The organism is Mycobacterium cookii (assembly GCF_010727945.1).
GTDB lineage: Bacteria > Actinomycetota > Actinomycetes > Mycobacteriales > Mycobacteriaceae > Mycobacterium > Mycobacterium cookii.
Genome location: NZ_AP022569.1, coordinates 1,227,015 through 1,242,709, shown reverse-complemented (window position 1 = coordinate 1,242,709; position 15,695 = coordinate 1,227,015). Strand labels below are relative to the sequence as shown.

Here is a 15,695-nt window from a genome sequence, read left to right as displayed (position 1 = left end):
TTGAGTTCGTCCTCGCTGGGCAGTGCGGTGTGGCCCTCTTCGTTCGTCACGAGCGTGCCCCAATCCAGAGCGCCGCGCCGATCACGGCGACCATCCCGATGATCCACGCGACCATGCCCTCGGGGGCGGGCCCGAAGCCACCCAGACCGTTGCCGCCCTGGCTGCGGGTCTCGGTGGCGTTCTTCACGTAGGCGATGATGTCTTTCTTCGCGTCGAACGAGAGCTGGCGGTCGGAGAACTTCGGCATGTTCTGCGGCCCGGTCAGCATCGCGTCCAGGATCTGCTGCTCATTGGCCGGCTCGAGGTCCGGAGCGAACTTGCCCGACGACAACGCGCCGCCCTTACCGGTGAAGTTGTGGCACGACGAGCAATTCAGCCGAAATAGGTCACCACCGCGACCCAGGTCGTGGCCGCGCAGTGACGACGTCGCGATGCTGCCGTCCGGGTTGCGTGTCACGATCGGACCACCGCCGTTGGCTTGCACGTAGGCTCCCAGCGCGTCGATCTGCGACTCGTCGAAAATCGGGTCCTTACGCTGGGCCTGCGCCTCGCCGCGCACGGCGGGCATCCGTCCGCTGGACACCTGGAAGTAGACCGCGGCCTCGCCGACACCGATCAGGCTCGGCCCGCGGTCGGGCACACCCTGCAGGTTGGCGCCGTGGCAGCTCACGCACGAGGTGTCGAAAAGCTGTTTGCCCGTTCGCAATAACGCCGACGACGACTCGTCGGCGACGGCGACCTGCGGGCTGGGGGTCAAGACCGCGGCGAGCCCGCCCGCCACAGCCAGAGCCAGCACGAGCAGCAGTCCGGCCGAGAACCTGCGATGCAGGCGACGGCGAGCACGGTCACTCAGCGATCGGTTCAGCCTCAGTTTCTTCAACCGAGCACTCCTGTTCTTGCGCACGCTGGTCATCGAATGAAGTAGATCGTGGCGAAGAGCGCGATCCAGACGATGTCGACGAAGTGCCAGTAGTACGACACGACGATCGACGCGGTCGCCTGCGCCGGGGTGAACTTGCCCATGGTGGTGCGCGCCAGCAGGAAGATGAAGGCGATCAGCCCGCCGATGACGTGCAGCCCGTGGAAGCCGGTGGCCAGGTAGAAGACGCTGCCGTAGGCGCTGCTCGGGATCGTGGTCCCGTGGCTCACCAGGTGGAAGTACTCGTAGGCCTGCCCGAGCACGAAGAACAGCCCCATCCCGAAGGTGAGCGCATACCACCGGCGCAGCCCGAAAACGTCGCCGCGCTCGGCCGCGAACACGCCCATCTGGCACGTGAACGACGACGCGATCAAAACCAGCGTGACCGGCACGGCTTGATACAGATTCAGTTCGGTCGGCGGGGGCGGCCAGTTACCGGCCGCCTGCGCGCGCGCGGTGAAGTAGAACGCGAACAATCCAGCAAAGAACATCAACTCGCTCGAAAGCCACACTATGGTGCCAACACTCACCATGTTGGGGCGGTTCAGCGAATGCACTCGCGCCGTGATTGCAGTACCCGAAGTTCCGACCGCACTCGTCACATCCGCAAGTATGACGCTTTGTAGTTGTTGACCTCCACTCGGGGCTGAAATTGGCGCGCCGTCTTTGGTTCGCCGCGCCCGGCCGGGCTCGTGCGATGACCGACTGTGCGACCATCTGCGGTGTGACGGCGCCATCGTCTGGGTCCCCTCAGCGGCCCCCCGAGGCGGCGCTGACGTGGCCGCGGGTTCTCGGAGTTTTGACCGCCGGGCGGGATCTGCCCCGCGGTGCGGCCGGCTGGGCGATGGAACAGATCATGACCGGCTCGGCGACGCCCGCCCAGATCGCGGCTTTCGCCGTCGCACTCACGATGAAGGCGCCGACCGCGGACGAGGTGGCCGAGTTGGCCGACGTGATGCTTACGCACGCCCGTCCGCTGCCCACCGACCGGATCGGCACCGACACCGTCGACGTGGTCGGCACCGGCGGCGACGGGGTCAGCACCGTCAACTTGTCCACGATGGCGGCGATCGTGGTCGCGGCCAGCGGTGTCCCGGTGGTCAAACACGGCAATCGGGCATCGTCATCGCTGGCCGGCGGCGCCGACACGCTGGAAGCGCTCGGGGTGCGCATCGACCTGAGTCCGGACGACGTCGCGCGCGGCGTCGCCGAGGTCGGCATCGGGTTCTGCTTCGCGCCGCAGTTCCATCCGTCGTATCGGCACGCGTCGGCGACACGTCGCGAAATCGGTGTGCCCACAGTGTTCAATCTCCTTGGGCCACTGACCAATCCGGGACGGCCGCGGGCCGGGCTGATCGGCTGCGCGTTCGCCGACCTGGCCGAGGTGATGGCGGGGGTCTTCGCCGCGCGACAGTCCAGCGTGCTTGTGGTGCACGGCGACGACGGCCTCGACGAGCTGACCACCACGACGACCAGCACGATCTGGCGAGTGCAAGCGGGCACGGTGGACAAAATCAAATTCGATCCGGCCGGATTTGGTTTCGCACGAGCCGCTCTCGACGATTTGCGGGGCGGCGACGCGGCGGCCAACGCTTCGGAAGCCCGGTCGGTGCTGGCCGGGGCGAAAGGCCCGGTGCGGGACGCCGTCGTGCTCAACGCCGCGGGCGCGATCGTCGCGCACGCCGGGCTATCCAGCCGCGCCGAGTGGCTGCCGGCGTGGGAGGACGGGCTGCGCCGGGCTGCCGACGCCATCGACAGCGGCGCGGCCGAACAGCTGCTCGCGCGATGGGTGCGGTTCGGTCAGCAGATCTGAGTCGCGACTGGTGACGGCCTGTTCGGCGGCCACCCGCGCCGAACGCGCCGCCGCGGCCCACTGGGCCCACGGCCCCGCGGACCGCAGCGGCGTGCACCAGCCCGTCGCCTCGTCGGCACCGGTCACCCGCACGATCCGCACCCCGGGGGCCGTTAACCAGCGGGCGATCAGGGCCGTCTCCTCCACCAGCGCGCCGCCCAGCGGGGCGGGCTGCGGCAGGATCACCTGCGCCCCGGCACCGATGGCCTCGACGACGGGCATCGGCGGCACACCGCGTCGCGCGGTGCCCGCCGCGGCGAGCTGGCCGTGGCGGACGACGGCGAGCTGCCAGCCGCCGTCGCCGTCGGGCGCGGCAGCGATCAGCTCGGGCAGCGCGGCCAGCGCGCGCAGGCGCTGCCCGCGCCACAGCACCTCGACCGCGGCCACCGCGTGGTCGCGCAGCCGCGCAGCGCTCTCATAGCGCTGTCGCCCGGCCAGGTCGGCGATCCGCCGCGCCGCGTCGGTCAGCGCGGAGTTGTCCAATCCGTCGATCAGCGCCGCGGCACGAGCGGGAGCCGGGCCGTATTCGGCCGCCGTCGCATTGCGTACCCCGGGACACGGCGAGACCTCGTGCAGCGGACAGGCCGGACCATGCAGCGCCGAGCGGGCCAGCCGCTTGGTGCAGGTCCGCACACCGGTGAGGCGCGCCAGCAGGTCTGCGGTGTCGACCGCGTCGGCGCGGGCCCGGAACGGGCCGACCGCGCGGTCATGGCGAGGGGTGCGTACCACCGAGAATCGGGGAAAAGCCTCGTCGCTCAATACCACCCACCACCACCGGTGCGGGAATTTGGACCGGCGGTTGTACGGCGGGGCGTGCGCGCTCAACATGCGCAGCTCCCGGACGCCGGCTTCCAGCGCATGCGCGCACTCGATGTGCTCGACCCTGGTGGCCAGCGTGACCATCTCTTTCATCCGGGTCCGCTGATCCGAGCCGTTGAAATATTGGTTTACCCTGCGCTGCAAGTTAATTGCTGTACCGACATAGAGCACTTCGTCGGCCGGACCATGGAACAGGTAGACCCCGGGCCGGCGCGGCAGGCACTGCGCCAGCACTCGTTTGCGGCGCTGCGCCGGCGAGACGTCGGGCAGATACGCCCGCAGGTCGGCGTAGGTGTGCACACCTTGGTTGCCGACGCGTTCGATCAGCGCATGCAACACCTCGACGGTGGCCCGCGCATCGTCCAGGGCCCGGTGGGTGGGCTCGCTGGCGACCGCGAACAGGCGCGCCAGTGCCGCCAGGCGGACACTCGGCGCTTCCTCGCGGCTGAGCACCCGCCGGGCCAGTTGCACCGTGCACAGCACCTGCGGCCTCGCCCATCGGATCCCGCACTGATCGGCAGCGGCCCGCAGGAAGCCCGTATCGAACCGGGCGTTGTGGGCGACCAGCACCGCGCCGCGGGCGAATTCGAGAAACATCGGCAGTACCGAGGCGATGGTCGGCGCATCGCACACCATCGCGGTGGTGATGCCGGTCAACTGGATGATCTGCGGCGGGATGCTGCGTTGCGGGTCGACCAGCGTCGCGAACTCGCCCAGCACCACCCCGCCGCGGACTTTGACAGCGCCGATCTCGGTGATCGCGTCGGCGACTTTTCCGTCGGCGGCGGTCATGCGCCCGCCGGTGGTCTCGAGGTCGACGACGACGAAAGTGGTCTCGCGCAGCGAGATTTCGGTAGCCCCGTCGATGTCGGGGATGCTCAGCTGCTCGGCAGCGGGCGCACCCATGGCGGTGACGTTAGGCAGTGACACCGACATCGCCGGGATTGACCTCCGGCGCGTCGACCGCGGGACGGGTGGCCAAAACTTGTCGGTGCCCCCGGTTAGCGTCTCGGCAAGACCGATCAGCACACGGAGAGGACCGGCCAGATGGCGCACAGCAGCGAGCCCGAGTGGGCGGCGGCAGGCCCGCCCGAATCGACAGAACCGGTGATCATCGACTGCGATGACTGCGCCGTACGTGGTCCCGGATGCCGCGATTGCGTCGTCAGCGTGATACTCGGGGTACCGGAAACTTTGCTGGAGGACGAGCGGGTCGCGTTGGAGGTGCTCGCCGATGCGGGCCTGGCGCCCAGACTGCGGCTGGTACCTATCCACGGGCAGCGGCCTGGCGTAGCCTAACGGCGTTAGCTTGAAATCTTGCTGTTTTCTTAACAACTCAGAGTTGGACAACCACGAAGGCGTTTCGTAACCTATCTGAGACCTAAGGCAGTCAACGGCTGTCAACTCAATGGGTTTTAAGGAATCGAAGTCTTGCAATTGGTGCTAGGCGGTAGGCGCGTGTTCGACCGCGCCGCGAAGCGGTTTGCTGGCGTTGCGCTGGCAGGACTGGTCGCCCTGTCTGGAATCGCTGCCAGCAATGTGATGGCAGACCCGGCCAACGACGCGATGGCAAAGCTCAACGAGTTGTCGCGGCAGGCCGAGCAGACCACGGAAGCGATGCACAGCGCCCAGCTCGACCTCAACAACAAGCTGGCTGCGCAGCGAACCGCCGAGAAGAAGCACACCGACGACCAGGCCGCCGCCGACGAGGCGAAGTCGCGACTGGCAACCTTCCAGGTCGGTGTCGACCAATACGCCGCAGCAATGTATATGGGCGGTCGCACCGACGGCATGAACGCGATCATGACCGCCGAATCCCCGCAGCAGCTGATCGGCAAACTCGCCGTGAGTCGGGTGATCTCCACGGCGATGATCGCCCAGATGGCGACCTACCGCGCCACCCGCGAACAGGCCGCCCAAGCCGAGAAGGAATCCGCGAAATCGGCCGCCGACGCCAAGACCGCCGCCGAACAGGCCGCCGCGGTGCGCGCCAAGCTGCAGTCCAAGCAGAGCCAGTTGCAGCTCCAGATCGGCATCGTCAAGTCGCAGTACCTGGCCTTGAGCCCGCACGAGCGCACCGAGTTGGCCGCGCCGGGGCCTCCGCCGCCGCCGGCCGCGATGGCCGCCGCGACCGCTCCCGCTCCTGAGGGCCTCGCGCCGGGCATGGCACCGGGAGGTCCTGGCGGCGGACCGGGCAGCGGCCAGGGCGCGATCGCCGTCCAGGCCGCATTGACCCAGGTCGGCGCGCCATATGTGTGGGGCGGTGCGGCGCCGGGCGGATTCGACTGTTCGGGCCTGGTGATGTGGGCCTTCCAGCAGGCCGGTATCGCGCTGCCGCACTCCAGCCAGGCGATGGCGCATGGTGGGCAGCCGGTGTCGCTGTCCGACCTGCAGCCCGGTGACGTGTTGACCTTCTATTCCGACGCCTCGCACGCCGGCCTCTACATCGGCGACGGGCTGATGGTCCACTCGTCCACCTTCGGTCAGCCGGTGCGCGTGGTGCCGATGAATTCGTCCGGCCCGATCTACGACGCCCGCCGCTACTGATCTGCGCCGCTGGCTGCTGGCCTGCGCTCTGGTCGCCGAGCTGATCGTTGGCGTCCGGGCAGCCCTCGTCAACGGCAATCGGCCCGCTGCGCCGCGGGAAGTCCTGGTCGGCGACCGCACGCTGCGGATGACTGATCTCGGCGGCCCGCGGTCCCAGCGGGTGCTCGACCGCGTCGCGGCGGACATCGGAGCGGCAGTCGACGCGGTCGACGTGTTCTGGGGTACCGAATGGCCGCGCGACATCGACGTGGTGGCCACCGGCACCCAGCCACAGTTCGAGGCACAAGCCGGTGGTGGTCCGGCCGCGCAGTGGGCCGATATCGCTGCGATCGCGGTGGCCGACCATGTCGACCCCGCCCGGCGAACAGCGACCGGCCAGCGGATTGTCTTCGCGCCCGGCGCCGCGGGCATGAGCGAGCGTGCATTCCGAATTGTGTTGACGCATGAGCTTTTTCACTACGCCGCACGCGGGCAGACCGCGGTTGATGCGCCCCGGTGGCTGACCGAAGGAGTCGCTGACTACGTCGCCCGGCCACGCACTCCGCGGCCCGAGGTGGCCACGCCTCCCACGTCGTTGCCGTCCGACGCCGAGCTGGCCGACCCTGGGCCGCAGCGATCGCAGGCCTACGACCGGGCGTGGTGGTTCGCGCTGTTCGTCGCCGACACCCGCGGATCGCCGGCCCTGCGTGCGCTCTACCAGCAGGCATGCGGCGACGGGCATACCGACTTTCCCGCTGCGGTGCACGACGTGCTCGGCACCGACACCGCAGGGATACTCGCCGACTGGCAGCGCTGGCTGACTCGCTAATCTTCCTAGGTGTCTCGGGTCCTGCTGGTAACCAACGATTTTCCGCCTCGGCGCGGCGGCATCCAGTCGTATCTGGTCGAGTTGGCTTCGCGGTTGGCGGCCACCGGCGAGCACACGCTGACGGTGTACGCGCCGCAGTGGAAGGACGCCGACAAGTTCGACGCCGACGCTGCCGGGTATGAAGTGGTGCGCCATCCCGGCACCCTGATGTTGCCCGAACCGACGGTCGACAGGCGGATGCGACGGCTGATCGCCGAGCGCGGCATCGACACCGTGTGGTTCGGTGCGGCCGCACCCTTGGGTCTACTGACGCAGCGGGCCCGTCGGGCCGGTGCGAGGCGGGTGCTGGCGAGCACCCACGGCCACGAGGTGGGCTGGTCGATGCTCCCGGTGGCAAGGTCGGTGCTGCGACGGATCGGCGACGACACCGACGTCGTCACGTTCGTCAGCCGTTACACCCGAGGGCGTTTCGCGTCGGCGTTCGGGCCCAACGCCGCATTGGAGCACTTGCCGCCGGGCGTCGACACCGACCGGTTTCGCCCTGATGCGGCAAGCCGCACCGAACTGCGCGCCCGCTACGGCCTGGGCGAACGGCCCACCGTGCTGTGCCTGTCCCGGCTGGTGCCGCGCAAGGGCCAGGACATGCTGATCCGGGCGTTGCCCACGATCAGACGCCGGGTCGACGGGGCCGCGCTGGTCATCGCGGGCGGCGGGCCGTACCTGACGGCCCTGCACGAGCTCGCCGAGCGCGTCGGCGTCAGTGACCACGTTGTCTTCACCGGTGGCATCCCCGCCGCCGATCTGCCCGGGTATCACGCGATGGCCGACGTCTTCGCGATGCCATGCCGCACCCGCGGAGCCGGACTCGATGTGGAGGGGCTGGGCATCGTGTTCCTGGAAGCCTCTGCCACCGGTGTCCCGGTGATCGCCGGATCGTCGGGCGGTGCACCGGAAACCGTGCAGGACAACAAGACTGGGATGGTGGTCGACGGTCGGTCGGTGGACCAGATCGCCGACGCCGTCAGCGGTTTGCTCAGCGACCCCGACCGCGCCGCCGCTATGGGTGCTGCCGGCCGGGATTGGGTGACCGCGCAGTGGCGTTGGGACGATCTGGCCGGCCGACTGGCCGACCTGATCCGCGGCTAATCCTTGGCGTAGAGCGCGTTGATGTCGTCGGCGAACTTCTCGGCGACCACCTTGCGCTTCACCTTCATCGTCGGCGTCAGTTCGCCGGTGTCCTCGGTGAAGTCGACCGGCAGGATGCGGAATTTGCGAATCGACTCCGCGTGCGACACCGACAGATTGGCTTGCTTGACCGCGGCGTCCACCTCGGCCAGCAGATCGGGGTCGTTGACCAGATCTGCGACCAAGGAGCCGGCGGGCTTGCTGTTGCGCTGCTTCCAGCCGTCGAACGCCTCGGGGTCGATGGTGATCAGCGCCGCGATGAACGGCTTGGCATCGCCGACCACCATCGCCTGGCTGATCAGTGCGTGAGCTCGCAGCTGGTCCTCCAGAATCGCGGGCGCGACGTTCTTGCCGCCCGCGGTGACGATGAGTTCCTTCTTGCGACCGGTGATCGTCAAGAACCCCTGCTCGTCGACCGCGCCCAAATCGCCGGTCTTGAACCAGCCGTCCTCGATCGCCTCGCTGGTGGCCTGCTCGTTATGCCAATAGCCGTCGAACACCACGCCGCCGCGCAGCAGCAGTTCGCCGTCGTCAGCGATGCGGATACTGTTGCCCGGCAACAACTTTCCAACCGTGCCGATCTTCAGCGCGTCGACCTGGTTGACGGTGATCGCTGCGCTGGTCTCGGTCAGGCCGTAGCCCTCGTAGATGGTCAGGCCGACGCCGCGGTAGAAGTGGCCCAAGCGCGCACCGAGCGGTGCGCCGCCGGAGACGGATGCCCGGCAGTCGCCGCCCAGCGCCGCGCGCAGCTTGTGGTACACCAGCCGATCGAAGACAGCGTGCTTGGCTCGCAGCAGCAGGCTCGGGCCGCCCTTGTCGGACGCCTCGCTCCAGTCGACAGCGGTTTGGGCGGCGATGTCGAAGATGCGGCCCCTGCCGTCGTTGGCGGCATTCTGCGCGGCGGTGTTGTAGACCTTCTCGAACACCCGCGGCACCGACACCACGACCGTCGGTTTGAACACCGCGAACATCGGCACCAGATTCTTGATGTCGCTGGTGAATCCGACGACGACCTTGTTGTGGAACGCGCACAACGCCAGCGCACGAGCCAATACATGTGCCAGCGGCAGGAACACAAGCAACCGCTCACCTTTGTGCAGCAGCGTCGGGAGCACCGCCTTGGCGCCGCGGGTCTCGTAGACCAGGTTGGAGTGCGTCAGCTGGCAGCCTTTGGGCCGTCCGGTGGTGCCCGAGGTGTAGATCAGCGTCGCCGGATGGTCGGCGCGCAGCGCCTCGAGGCGAGCGGTCAGCTCACCTGGGTCGACCGATGCGCCCAGCTGTTCGAGCTGCTCGAGGGCCTTGGGGCCGGAACCGTCGATGTGCAGCACCCGCCGCAGCTCGGGCAGGTCACCGGTCAGCTCGACAACCATCGAGGCGTGCTGGTCGGTTTCGGTGAATGCCACCACCGCCGCCGAGTCGGTCAGCACCCAGCGCACCTGCTCCGCGGACGAGGTCTCGTAGATCGGCACGGTCACCGCGCCGACGGCAAGGATTGCGAAGTCGATGATCGCCCACTCGTAGCGGGTGGCCGAGAAGATCGCCACCCGATCGCCGGCCTGGACGCCCTCTGCGATCAAACCCAGTGCGGTAGAACGGATTTGGGCGGCCGCCGCAGCGCATGTGACATCGGTCCAGGTGCCGTCTATCAGGCGTTGGAAGATCACCGCGTCGGGGTCGTTGCGCTCGTGTTCGAACACCGCGGCGACGATGTTGTCGTGCTCACCGACCGTGAACGGAGCGGGAGCAGTAATTTCACGCACTGTTGTGACCTCGCTTTGGCAAATTCCGGACCAGGCTCAGCGTAGTCCGGCGACGATGCGGGCCGGAAAGGCCCGTTGAGGAGGCGGCGGTGCACCTCCAGGCGTGCGATATGTGAAGCTATGGACCGTGCACAGCGTTCAGATTGCCGACGAGATGTTCATCGCCGCCGATCCTGTGCTCGTCGGCGCCGCGGTCGGCGATCCGTCCAGCTGGCGGCGGTGGTGGCCCGATCTGCGACTGCAGGTGGTCGAAGACCGTGGTCCGGTGGGTGTTCGATGGACTGTTGCCGGGCCGATCACCGGCACGATGGAAATTTGGCTGGAACCGTGCCTGGACGGGGTGCTGTTGCACTACTTTCTGCACGCCGAGCCGTCCGGCGTGACGCCTACACAGTTGGCCAAAATGAACCTGGCGAAACTGACCCACCGTCGTCGCGTCGCAGGCAAGAACATGGCCTTCGAGGTGAAATCGACCCTGGAACGGTCCCGGCCGGTCGGGGTTTCTGCAGTGCTTGACCAGGCCTGAGTTCTGCCGCGGAGTAGCGTTTCTGCCGTGGGCTGACGCAAGGGCCGACACGACCCAGACAGGGAGAGGGAAGCGACCAGGTGGCGGAGAAGACGGCCCAGACGATTCACATCGAGGCGGACCCCAGCACGGTGATGGATGTGATCGCTGACATCGGTTCCTATCCCGACTGGGTGTCGGAGTACAAAGAAGCCGAGGTTTTGGAAGAGGACCCCAGCGGTAACCCGAAGGTGGCGCGACTGGTCCTGGACACCAGTGTCCTCAAAGACACCCTGGTGCTGTCCTATACGTGGCCGAAAGACCGGAAATCGGTGAAGTGGTCGCTGGTGTCCAGTTCGCTGCTGAGATCTATGGACGGCGTATATCGGCTGGCGTCCAAGGGATCTGGAACTGACGTCACGTATGAACTGACCGTCGATATCGCTATCCCGATGATCGGGTTGCTCAAGCGTAAGGCTGAGCGCAGGCTGATTGACACCGCGTTGAAGGATCTGAAGAAACGAGTCGAGGCTGAGTGAGTCCGCACAGCCCGCCCTGGCCCGAATCAGTCTGTTCGTCGGTAAGGGTGGGGTAGGGAAATCCACGCTGGCGGCCGCGACCGCCGTGCATGAAGCGTGCGCCGGTCAGCGCGTGTTGCTGGTGTCCACCGACCAGGCGCATTCGCTGGGCGATGTGCTGGGCGTGCAGATATCGCCGACCGGCGAACGAGACTGCGTACGGGTGATGGCCGACCTCGACACCGGTTTTCTCGATGCACTGGCCGTGGACACGCTGGCGTTGCTGGCCGCGCGCTGGCGCCATGTGGTCGACACGCTCGGCCGCCGATTTCCCGAATCGGAGCTGGGCGAGCTTGCGCCCGAAGAACTTTCGGCGTTACCCGGTGTGCAGGAGGTGCTCGGCCTGCATGAGGTGGGGGAGTTGGCCAGGTCCGGGCAGTGGGACCACATCGTGGTCGACTGCGCCTCGACCGCCGATGCCCTGCGGATGCTCACCCTGCCCGCGACGTTCGCGCTCTACGTCGAGCGTGCGTGGCCACGTCATCGCAGGCTGTCTACCGGCGCCGACGACGTGCGCTCTGCCGCGATTGTGGAGCTGCTGGAGCGCACCAGCGCCCACGTCGAAAAGCTCAGCGAACTGCTGACCGACGGGACGCGGGTCGGCGCGCATCTGGTGCTCACCGCCGAACGGGTGGTGGCCGCCGAGGCGATCCGCACGCTGGGCTCGCTGGCGTTGATGGGTGTGCGTATCGAAGAACTCATCGTCAACCAGATTCTGATGCAAGACGATTCGTACGAGTACTGCAACCTGCCCGCTCATCCGGCCTTCGACTGGTACTCGGAGCGGATCAGCGAACAGCGGACCGTGCTCGACGAACTCGACGCCGCGATCGGCGACGTGGCGCTGGTGCTCACGCCGCATCTGGCCGGCGAGCCGATCGGCGCGAAAGCTCTGGCTGAGCTGCTGGATAGCGCTCGGCGCCGGGACGGGACGGCGCCGCCGGGGCCGTTGCGTCCCGTCGTGGACCTGGAGTCGGGCTCTGGCCTTCAGTCCGTCTACCGGATGCGGTTAGAGTTGCCGCAAATTGATTCCGGCGCACTCAGCCTGGGCCGGGTCGGCGACGATCTGATCGTCGGTGCCGGCGGGATGCGACGCAGAGTTCGACTGGCGTCAGTCCTGCGGCGATGCACAGTGCTGGACGCGCGTCTTCGCGGTAGCGAATTGACCGTGCGCTTTCGACCTGACCCGGAGGTGTGGCCCAAGTGACACACCCCGACATCGGGCCCGAGCTACGCAAACTCGCCCAGCGGATCCTCGACCAGATCGACCCCGCAGTCCGGTTGGCGGCGTCGCGCGCGGTCGGCGAGGGCGCCGGCACCGGCAAGTGTCAACAGGTGTGGTGTCCGGTGTGCGCACTGGCCGCGGTCGTCAGCGGCGACGAACATCCGTTGCTGACCGTCATCGCCGAACACAGCGTCGCGTTGCTCTCGGTGATCCGGGCGATCGTCGAGCAGGTCGACTCACCGGCGACGCCCCCAGAACCTCCGCCGGATGGTGGTGCGCCCGAAGCGCCCGACGAGGCCGGACGGACAAGCCGCTACCAGCCCATCACCGTCACCGTCGACGAATAACGCGGCTATGAGCGCGACGCGTCAGAAGCTCGTCAGCGCAATGTGGTCCCGTACACACTTGGTCGGTAGTCTTGGCGCTGAACACTGTCGGCGCAGGCGAGTTGGGAGGCTCCATGTGGTACTGGCTTTTCAAGTACATCTTCATGGGTCCGTTGCTTGCTCTGCTCGGTCGGCCGAAAGTCGAAGGACTGGAATATGTCCCGCAGTCCGGTCCGGCGATCCTGGCCAGTAACCATCTCGCGGTGGCCGACAGTTTCTATCTGCCGCTGGTGGTGCGCAGACGGATCACGTTTCTGGCCAAGTCTGAATACTTCACCGGCAGCGGCCTGAAGGGCTGGTTCAACCGCTGGTTCTACACCGTCGCCGGCCAAGTGCCGATCGACCGGAGCGACGCCGACTCGGCGCAGGCCGCGTTGGACACCGCGGAGCGGGTCTTGGGTGACGGCAAACTGCTCGGCATGTACCCCGAGGGCACCCGCTCACCCGACGGGCGGCTGTACAAGGGCAAGACCGGCTTGGCGCGCCTGGCGTTGCACACCGGGGTGCCGGTGATCCCGGTCGCGATGATCGGCACGAACAAGGTCAACCCGCCGGGCAGCAAGATGTGGCGCTTCGGCCGGGTCACCGTGCGGTTCGGCAAGCCGATGGATTTCTCCCGGTTCGACGGCCTGGCCGGCAACCGATTCATCGAGCGCGCCGTGATCGACGAAGTGATCTATGAGTTGATGGGGCTGTCCGGTCAGGAATACGTCGACATCTACGCCGCGACGCTGAAGAACGGCGACGGCTCCGATCCGCCGGAAAAGTCAGAGACGGTGGGAAAAGACGTGCCGTCTCGGATTCCTGAGACGGCGGCCGGCTAACCGATCAACCGACTGCCGAGACCGGCGCGGGCGCCGTCGAGGGCCGCGGTGCGCTGAGGGTGTTTGCGGCGGCGGCAATTGTGGCCCCGGCCGCGGCGATGGTCGCCAACGCCCACCACAGATACGACACCCCGACGAGCTGACGCCACCACACCGCGGCGGCCTCATGGTGTTTGGGCATCAGATCGATCGGCGTCCACACCATCATGGCCACCCCGGCCGCGCTCAGCAGAGCCAGCACGACGTTGCGTCGCCGCCAGGCGATCACCGTCGTTACCACCACGGTCGGCAGCATCCACACCCAGTGGTGCGACCACGACACCGGCGACACCGCCAGGCCGAACAACGCAATGCAGATCACCGCCATGACGGGTTCTCCGGCACGCAGCACCCGCCGCGCCGCCCACACCGTCAGCGCGAGGACCAGCAGACAAGCGGCCACCCACGGCAGGAACCGCTGATGGTCGTCGAGGCCCAAGCGGGCCAGCGTGCCGGCCACGTTCTGGTTGGTGTTCAAGCTCGCCGAGCCGATCCGGTCGGTGTTGCGGACCGTGTGCGTCCAGTACTGCCAGGAGTCGTGCCAGGCCAGCGCGAACCCGGCCAGCACCGCCGCGGCCGTCGACACCAGCGAGGTCACAACTGCGCGGCGGTCGCGGCTGAGCCAGAAATACAGCAAGAACACCGCGGGAGTGAGTTTGAGGGCGATGCCCAGTCCCACCAGGAGGCCGCGTGGCCACGGCGTGCGGCGCGGCACGCAGTCGGCGATCACCAACGTCATCAGCACCACGTTGATCTGCCCGAAGGCGAAGTTCGCTTTGATCGGCTCCAGATAGATCGTTGCGCCGGCCACGATGAGTGCCGTCAGCAGCCACCGGCGCGACCAGGCCGGCCCCGGCACGACCCGTGTGGTGTTCCACACATCGAGCCGGGTCAGCACGATCATCGTCGAGACCAGCAGCAGCGCCATCGTGATCAGCGTGATCGTGACGCTCGCCGCCGGCATCCCCAACCAGGCGAACGGGCAGAAGATCACCGCTGCCAGCGGGGGATAAGTGAACGGCAGGTTCAGGCCGATCGGCGTGTGGAACTTGGCGTCGTGGTCGTAGAGCGGATGTCCGTCCAGCCAGGCCTGGCCGCCCATCCGGTAAACGTCGATGTCGATGCGGTACGGGGTGTGGCCGACCTGCTGCCACAGCGCATAGCCCAGTGCGGTCAGCGCCAGCAGGTGGAGCAGCCACCAACCGGCGTTTCGCCAGGTCACCGGCTGCGCCGTGGCTGCCCGCCCGCGCCAACTGCCCGCGTCGGGCGAACGCCATCTACTCATCTCGGTGAACAGCTTATCTGCGCGCAAGCCCCAACCGGTGTCGTGGACGGCCATCGGCGCACAGAGCGCGTAGCTTTCTGAGAGTGCTCCAGTGGTTCGAACACGACATCATTGGCCGCGGACGACTGCCGCTGCTGTGCTGTCTGGTCGCCTTCATTCTGACCTTCTTCGTGACCCGCACGTTCGTGCGCCTGATCCGTCACCGCGCCGCCACCGGCAGGCCGCCCAAGTGGTGGGAGCCTCGCAATATCCACATCGGGTCCAAACACATCCATCACGTCGTCGTCGGCGTGGTGTTGGTGATGGTCTCCGGCATCACGCTGGTGACGTTGTCGATGACCGGCAACCAGCTCGAATTCACAGCAGGCGCAATCCTTTTCGGCATCGGTGCCGCGCTGGTTCTCGACGAGTACGCGTTGATTCTGCATTTGTCGGACGTCTACTGGGAGGAAGACGGCCGGACGTCGGTCGATGCGGTTTTCGCCGCGGTGGCGGTGGGCGGATTGTTGGTCCTGGGCTTGCATCCGCTGATGTTCTTCATCAGCCTGTGGCAGGACACGACGCACTCGTTGGTGTTGCGGACCGGCGTGATCTTCGCGATGGTGTTGACGTTGCCGCTGGCGGTGCTGGTCGTGCTCAAGGGCAAGGTGTGGACTGGCCTGATCGGCATGTTCTTCGTCCCGTTGCTGTTCATCGGCGCGATTCGGCTGTCGCGCCCGCAGGCTCCTTGGGCCCGCTACCTCTACCTGCGCCGATTGGACAAGATGAGCCGCTCGTTGCAACGCGAGCGCAGACTGCGCCGCCCCGTGGTCCGGGCCAAGCTGTGGGTGCAGTACACCATCGCAGGCACCCCGCGGCTGCCCTCGCATCGCGTGGTCGACGCGCAGCTTGACCGCGAAGTGCACCCGGCGCCGCCGCCGGAGCCGGACGTGCTCGCCAGCGGCGCTGGTGTCAGGTGATCGG

The 15,695-nt window shown here is 67.4% G+C and carries 15 protein-coding genes and 1 pseudogene; 11 read left to right on the top strand and 5 right to left on the bottom strand.

Annotated elements, in window-relative coordinates:
* Nucleotides 1-46: 46 nt before the first annotated feature.
* Nucleotides 47-913, bottom strand: coding sequence for a cytochrome bc1 complex diheme cytochrome c subunit (gene qcrC, locus G6N27_RS06015; RefSeq protein WP_163775517.1), 867 nt, complete (start codon nucleotides 911-913; stop codon nucleotides 47-49).
* Nucleotides 910-1,521: an aa3-type cytochrome oxidase subunit III gene (ctaE, locus tag G6N27_RS06010; RefSeq protein ID WP_163775516.1), complete on the bottom strand. Its 612-nt coding sequence runs from the start codon at nucleotides 1,519-1,521 to the stop codon at nucleotides 910-912. The genes qcrC and ctaE overlap by 4 nt, the downstream gene beginning before the upstream one ends.
* Before the next feature lie 122 nt (nucleotides 1,522-1,643).
* On the opposite strand from ctaE, the gene trpD reads away from it, so the two are divergent.
* Complete coding sequence (gene trpD, locus G6N27_RS25215; protein WP_163775515.1) at nucleotides 1,644-2,732, top strand: anthranilate phosphoribosyltransferase; 1,089 nt, start codon at nucleotides 1,644-1,646, stop codon at nucleotides 2,730-2,732.
* Here trpD and G6N27_RS06000 read toward each other — a convergent pair.
* Nucleotides 2,670-4,496 (bottom strand): annotated as a pseudogene (locus tag G6N27_RS06000) (DEDD exonuclease domain-containing protein); the annotation flags it as partial. The gene trpD and the pseudogene G6N27_RS06000 overlap by 63 nt on opposite strands.
* A gap of 141 nt (nucleotides 4,497-4,637) precedes the next feature.
* Between G6N27_RS06000 and G6N27_RS05995 the strand changes: the two are divergent.
* The 4 genes from G6N27_RS05995 (at nucleotide 4,638) to G6N27_RS05980 (ending at nucleotide 8,091) form a co-directional block, all read left to right on the top strand.
* On the top strand, nucleotides 4,638-4,889 hold the full coding sequence (locus tag G6N27_RS05995) for a hypothetical protein (RefSeq protein ID WP_163775513.1): 252 nt from the start codon (nucleotides 4,638-4,640) through the stop codon (nucleotides 4,887-4,889).
* A 138-nt stretch (nucleotides 4,890-5,027) separates the two neighbouring features.
* The gene (gene ripC / locus G6N27_RS05990; protein WP_372512959.1) at nucleotides 5,028-6,137 is read left to right on the top strand and encodes a peptidoglycan hydrolase RipC; all 1,110 of its coding nucleotides are present in this window, start codon (nucleotides 5,028-5,030) and stop codon (nucleotides 6,135-6,137) included.
* Between the two features lie 13 nt (nucleotides 6,138-6,150).
* Nucleotides 6,151-6,945: a hypothetical protein gene (locus tag G6N27_RS05985; protein WP_163781421.1), complete on the top strand. Its 795-nt coding sequence runs from the start codon at nucleotides 6,151-6,153 to the stop codon at nucleotides 6,943-6,945.
* 9 nt (nucleotides 6,946-6,954) lie between these two features.
* Entirely contained in the window at nucleotides 6,955-8,091 is a 1,137-nt protein-coding gene (locus tag G6N27_RS05980; protein WP_163775512.1) for a glycosyltransferase family 4 protein, read from the top strand.
* Here the strand turns inward: G6N27_RS05980 and G6N27_RS05975 are convergent.
* Complete coding sequence (locus tag G6N27_RS05975; RefSeq protein ID WP_163775511.1) at nucleotides 8,088-9,890, bottom strand: AMP-dependent synthetase/ligase; 1,803 nt, start codon at nucleotides 9,888-9,890, stop codon at nucleotides 8,088-8,090. The two genes, G6N27_RS05980 and G6N27_RS05975, sit on opposite strands and share 4 nt — an antisense overlap.
* 127 nt (nucleotides 9,891-10,017) lie before the next feature.
* On the opposite strand from G6N27_RS05975, the gene G6N27_RS05970 reads away from it, so the two are divergent.
* The 5 genes from G6N27_RS05970 to G6N27_RS05950 all read left to right on the top strand — a co-directional run bounded on the left by G6N27_RS05970 (nucleotide 10,018) and on the right by G6N27_RS05950 (nucleotide 13,408).
* Nucleotides 10,018-10,416 carry a polyketide cyclase / dehydrase and lipid transport gene (locus G6N27_RS05970; RefSeq protein ID WP_163775510.1) on the top strand — a complete coding sequence of 133 codons (399 nt, stop codon included), beginning with the start codon at nucleotides 10,018-10,020 and terminating at the stop codon, nucleotides 10,414-10,416.
* 80 nt (nucleotides 10,417-10,496) lie between these two features.
* Nucleotides 10,497-10,934 carry an SRPBCC family protein gene (locus tag G6N27_RS05965; RefSeq protein WP_163775509.1) on the top strand — a complete coding sequence of 146 codons (438 nt, stop codon included), beginning with the start codon at nucleotides 10,497-10,499 and terminating at the stop codon, nucleotides 10,932-10,934.
* The gene (locus G6N27_RS05960; RefSeq protein WP_170308190.1) at nucleotides 10,927-12,180 is read left to right on the top strand and encodes an ArsA family ATPase; all 1,254 of its coding nucleotides are present in this window, start codon (nucleotides 10,927-10,929) and stop codon (nucleotides 12,178-12,180) included. The genes G6N27_RS05965 and G6N27_RS05960 overlap by 8 nt, the downstream gene beginning before the upstream one ends.
* Nucleotides 12,168-12,545, top strand: a complete 378-nt coding sequence (locus tag G6N27_RS05955) for a hypothetical protein (protein WP_163775508.1) — start codon at nucleotides 12,168-12,170, stop codon at nucleotides 12,543-12,545. Before G6N27_RS05960 ends, G6N27_RS05955 begins: the two co-directional genes overlap by 13 nt.
* 113 nt (nucleotides 12,546-12,658) lie before the next feature.
* A complete protein-coding gene (locus tag G6N27_RS05950) occupies nucleotides 12,659-13,408 on the top strand; it encodes a lysophospholipid acyltransferase family protein (protein ID WP_163775507.1) in 750 nt (249 codons plus the stop codon).
* 4 nt (nucleotides 13,409-13,412) lie between these two features.
* Here the strand turns inward: G6N27_RS05950 and G6N27_RS05945 are convergent, their stop codons facing one another.
* On the bottom strand, nucleotides 13,413-14,732 hold the full coding sequence (locus G6N27_RS05945) for a glycosyltransferase 87 family protein (RefSeq protein ID WP_163781415.1): 1,320 nt from the start codon (nucleotides 14,730-14,732) through the stop codon (nucleotides 13,413-13,415).
* 77 nt (nucleotides 14,733-14,809) lie between these two features.
* On the opposite strand from G6N27_RS05945, the gene G6N27_RS05940 reads away from it, so the two are divergent.
* A complete protein-coding gene (locus G6N27_RS05940; protein WP_170308189.1) occupies nucleotides 14,810-15,691 on the top strand; it encodes a hypothetical protein in 882 nt (293 codons plus the stop codon).
* Nucleotides 15,692-15,695: the final 4 nt, after the last annotated feature.

What these genes read in the sequence shown, in the direction of transcription:
- qcrC (WP_163775517.1), bottom strand. Translation starts at nt 913, where the DNA reads ATGACCAGCGTGCGCAAGAACAGGAGTGCTCGGTTGAAGAAACTGAGG.
- G6N27_RS05945 (WP_163781415.1), bottom strand. Translation starts at nt 14,732, where the DNA reads ATGAGTAGATGGCGTTCGCCCGACGCGGGCAGTTGGCGCGGGCGGGCA.
- G6N27_RS05995 (WP_163775513.1), top strand. Translation starts at nt 4,638, where the DNA reads ATGGCGCACAGCAGCGAGCCCGAGTGGGCGGCGGCAGGCCCGCCCGAA.
- G6N27_RS05950 (WP_163775507.1), top strand. Translation starts at nt 12,659, where the DNA reads ATGTGGTACTGGCTTTTCAAGTACATCTTCATGGGTCCGTTGCTTGCT.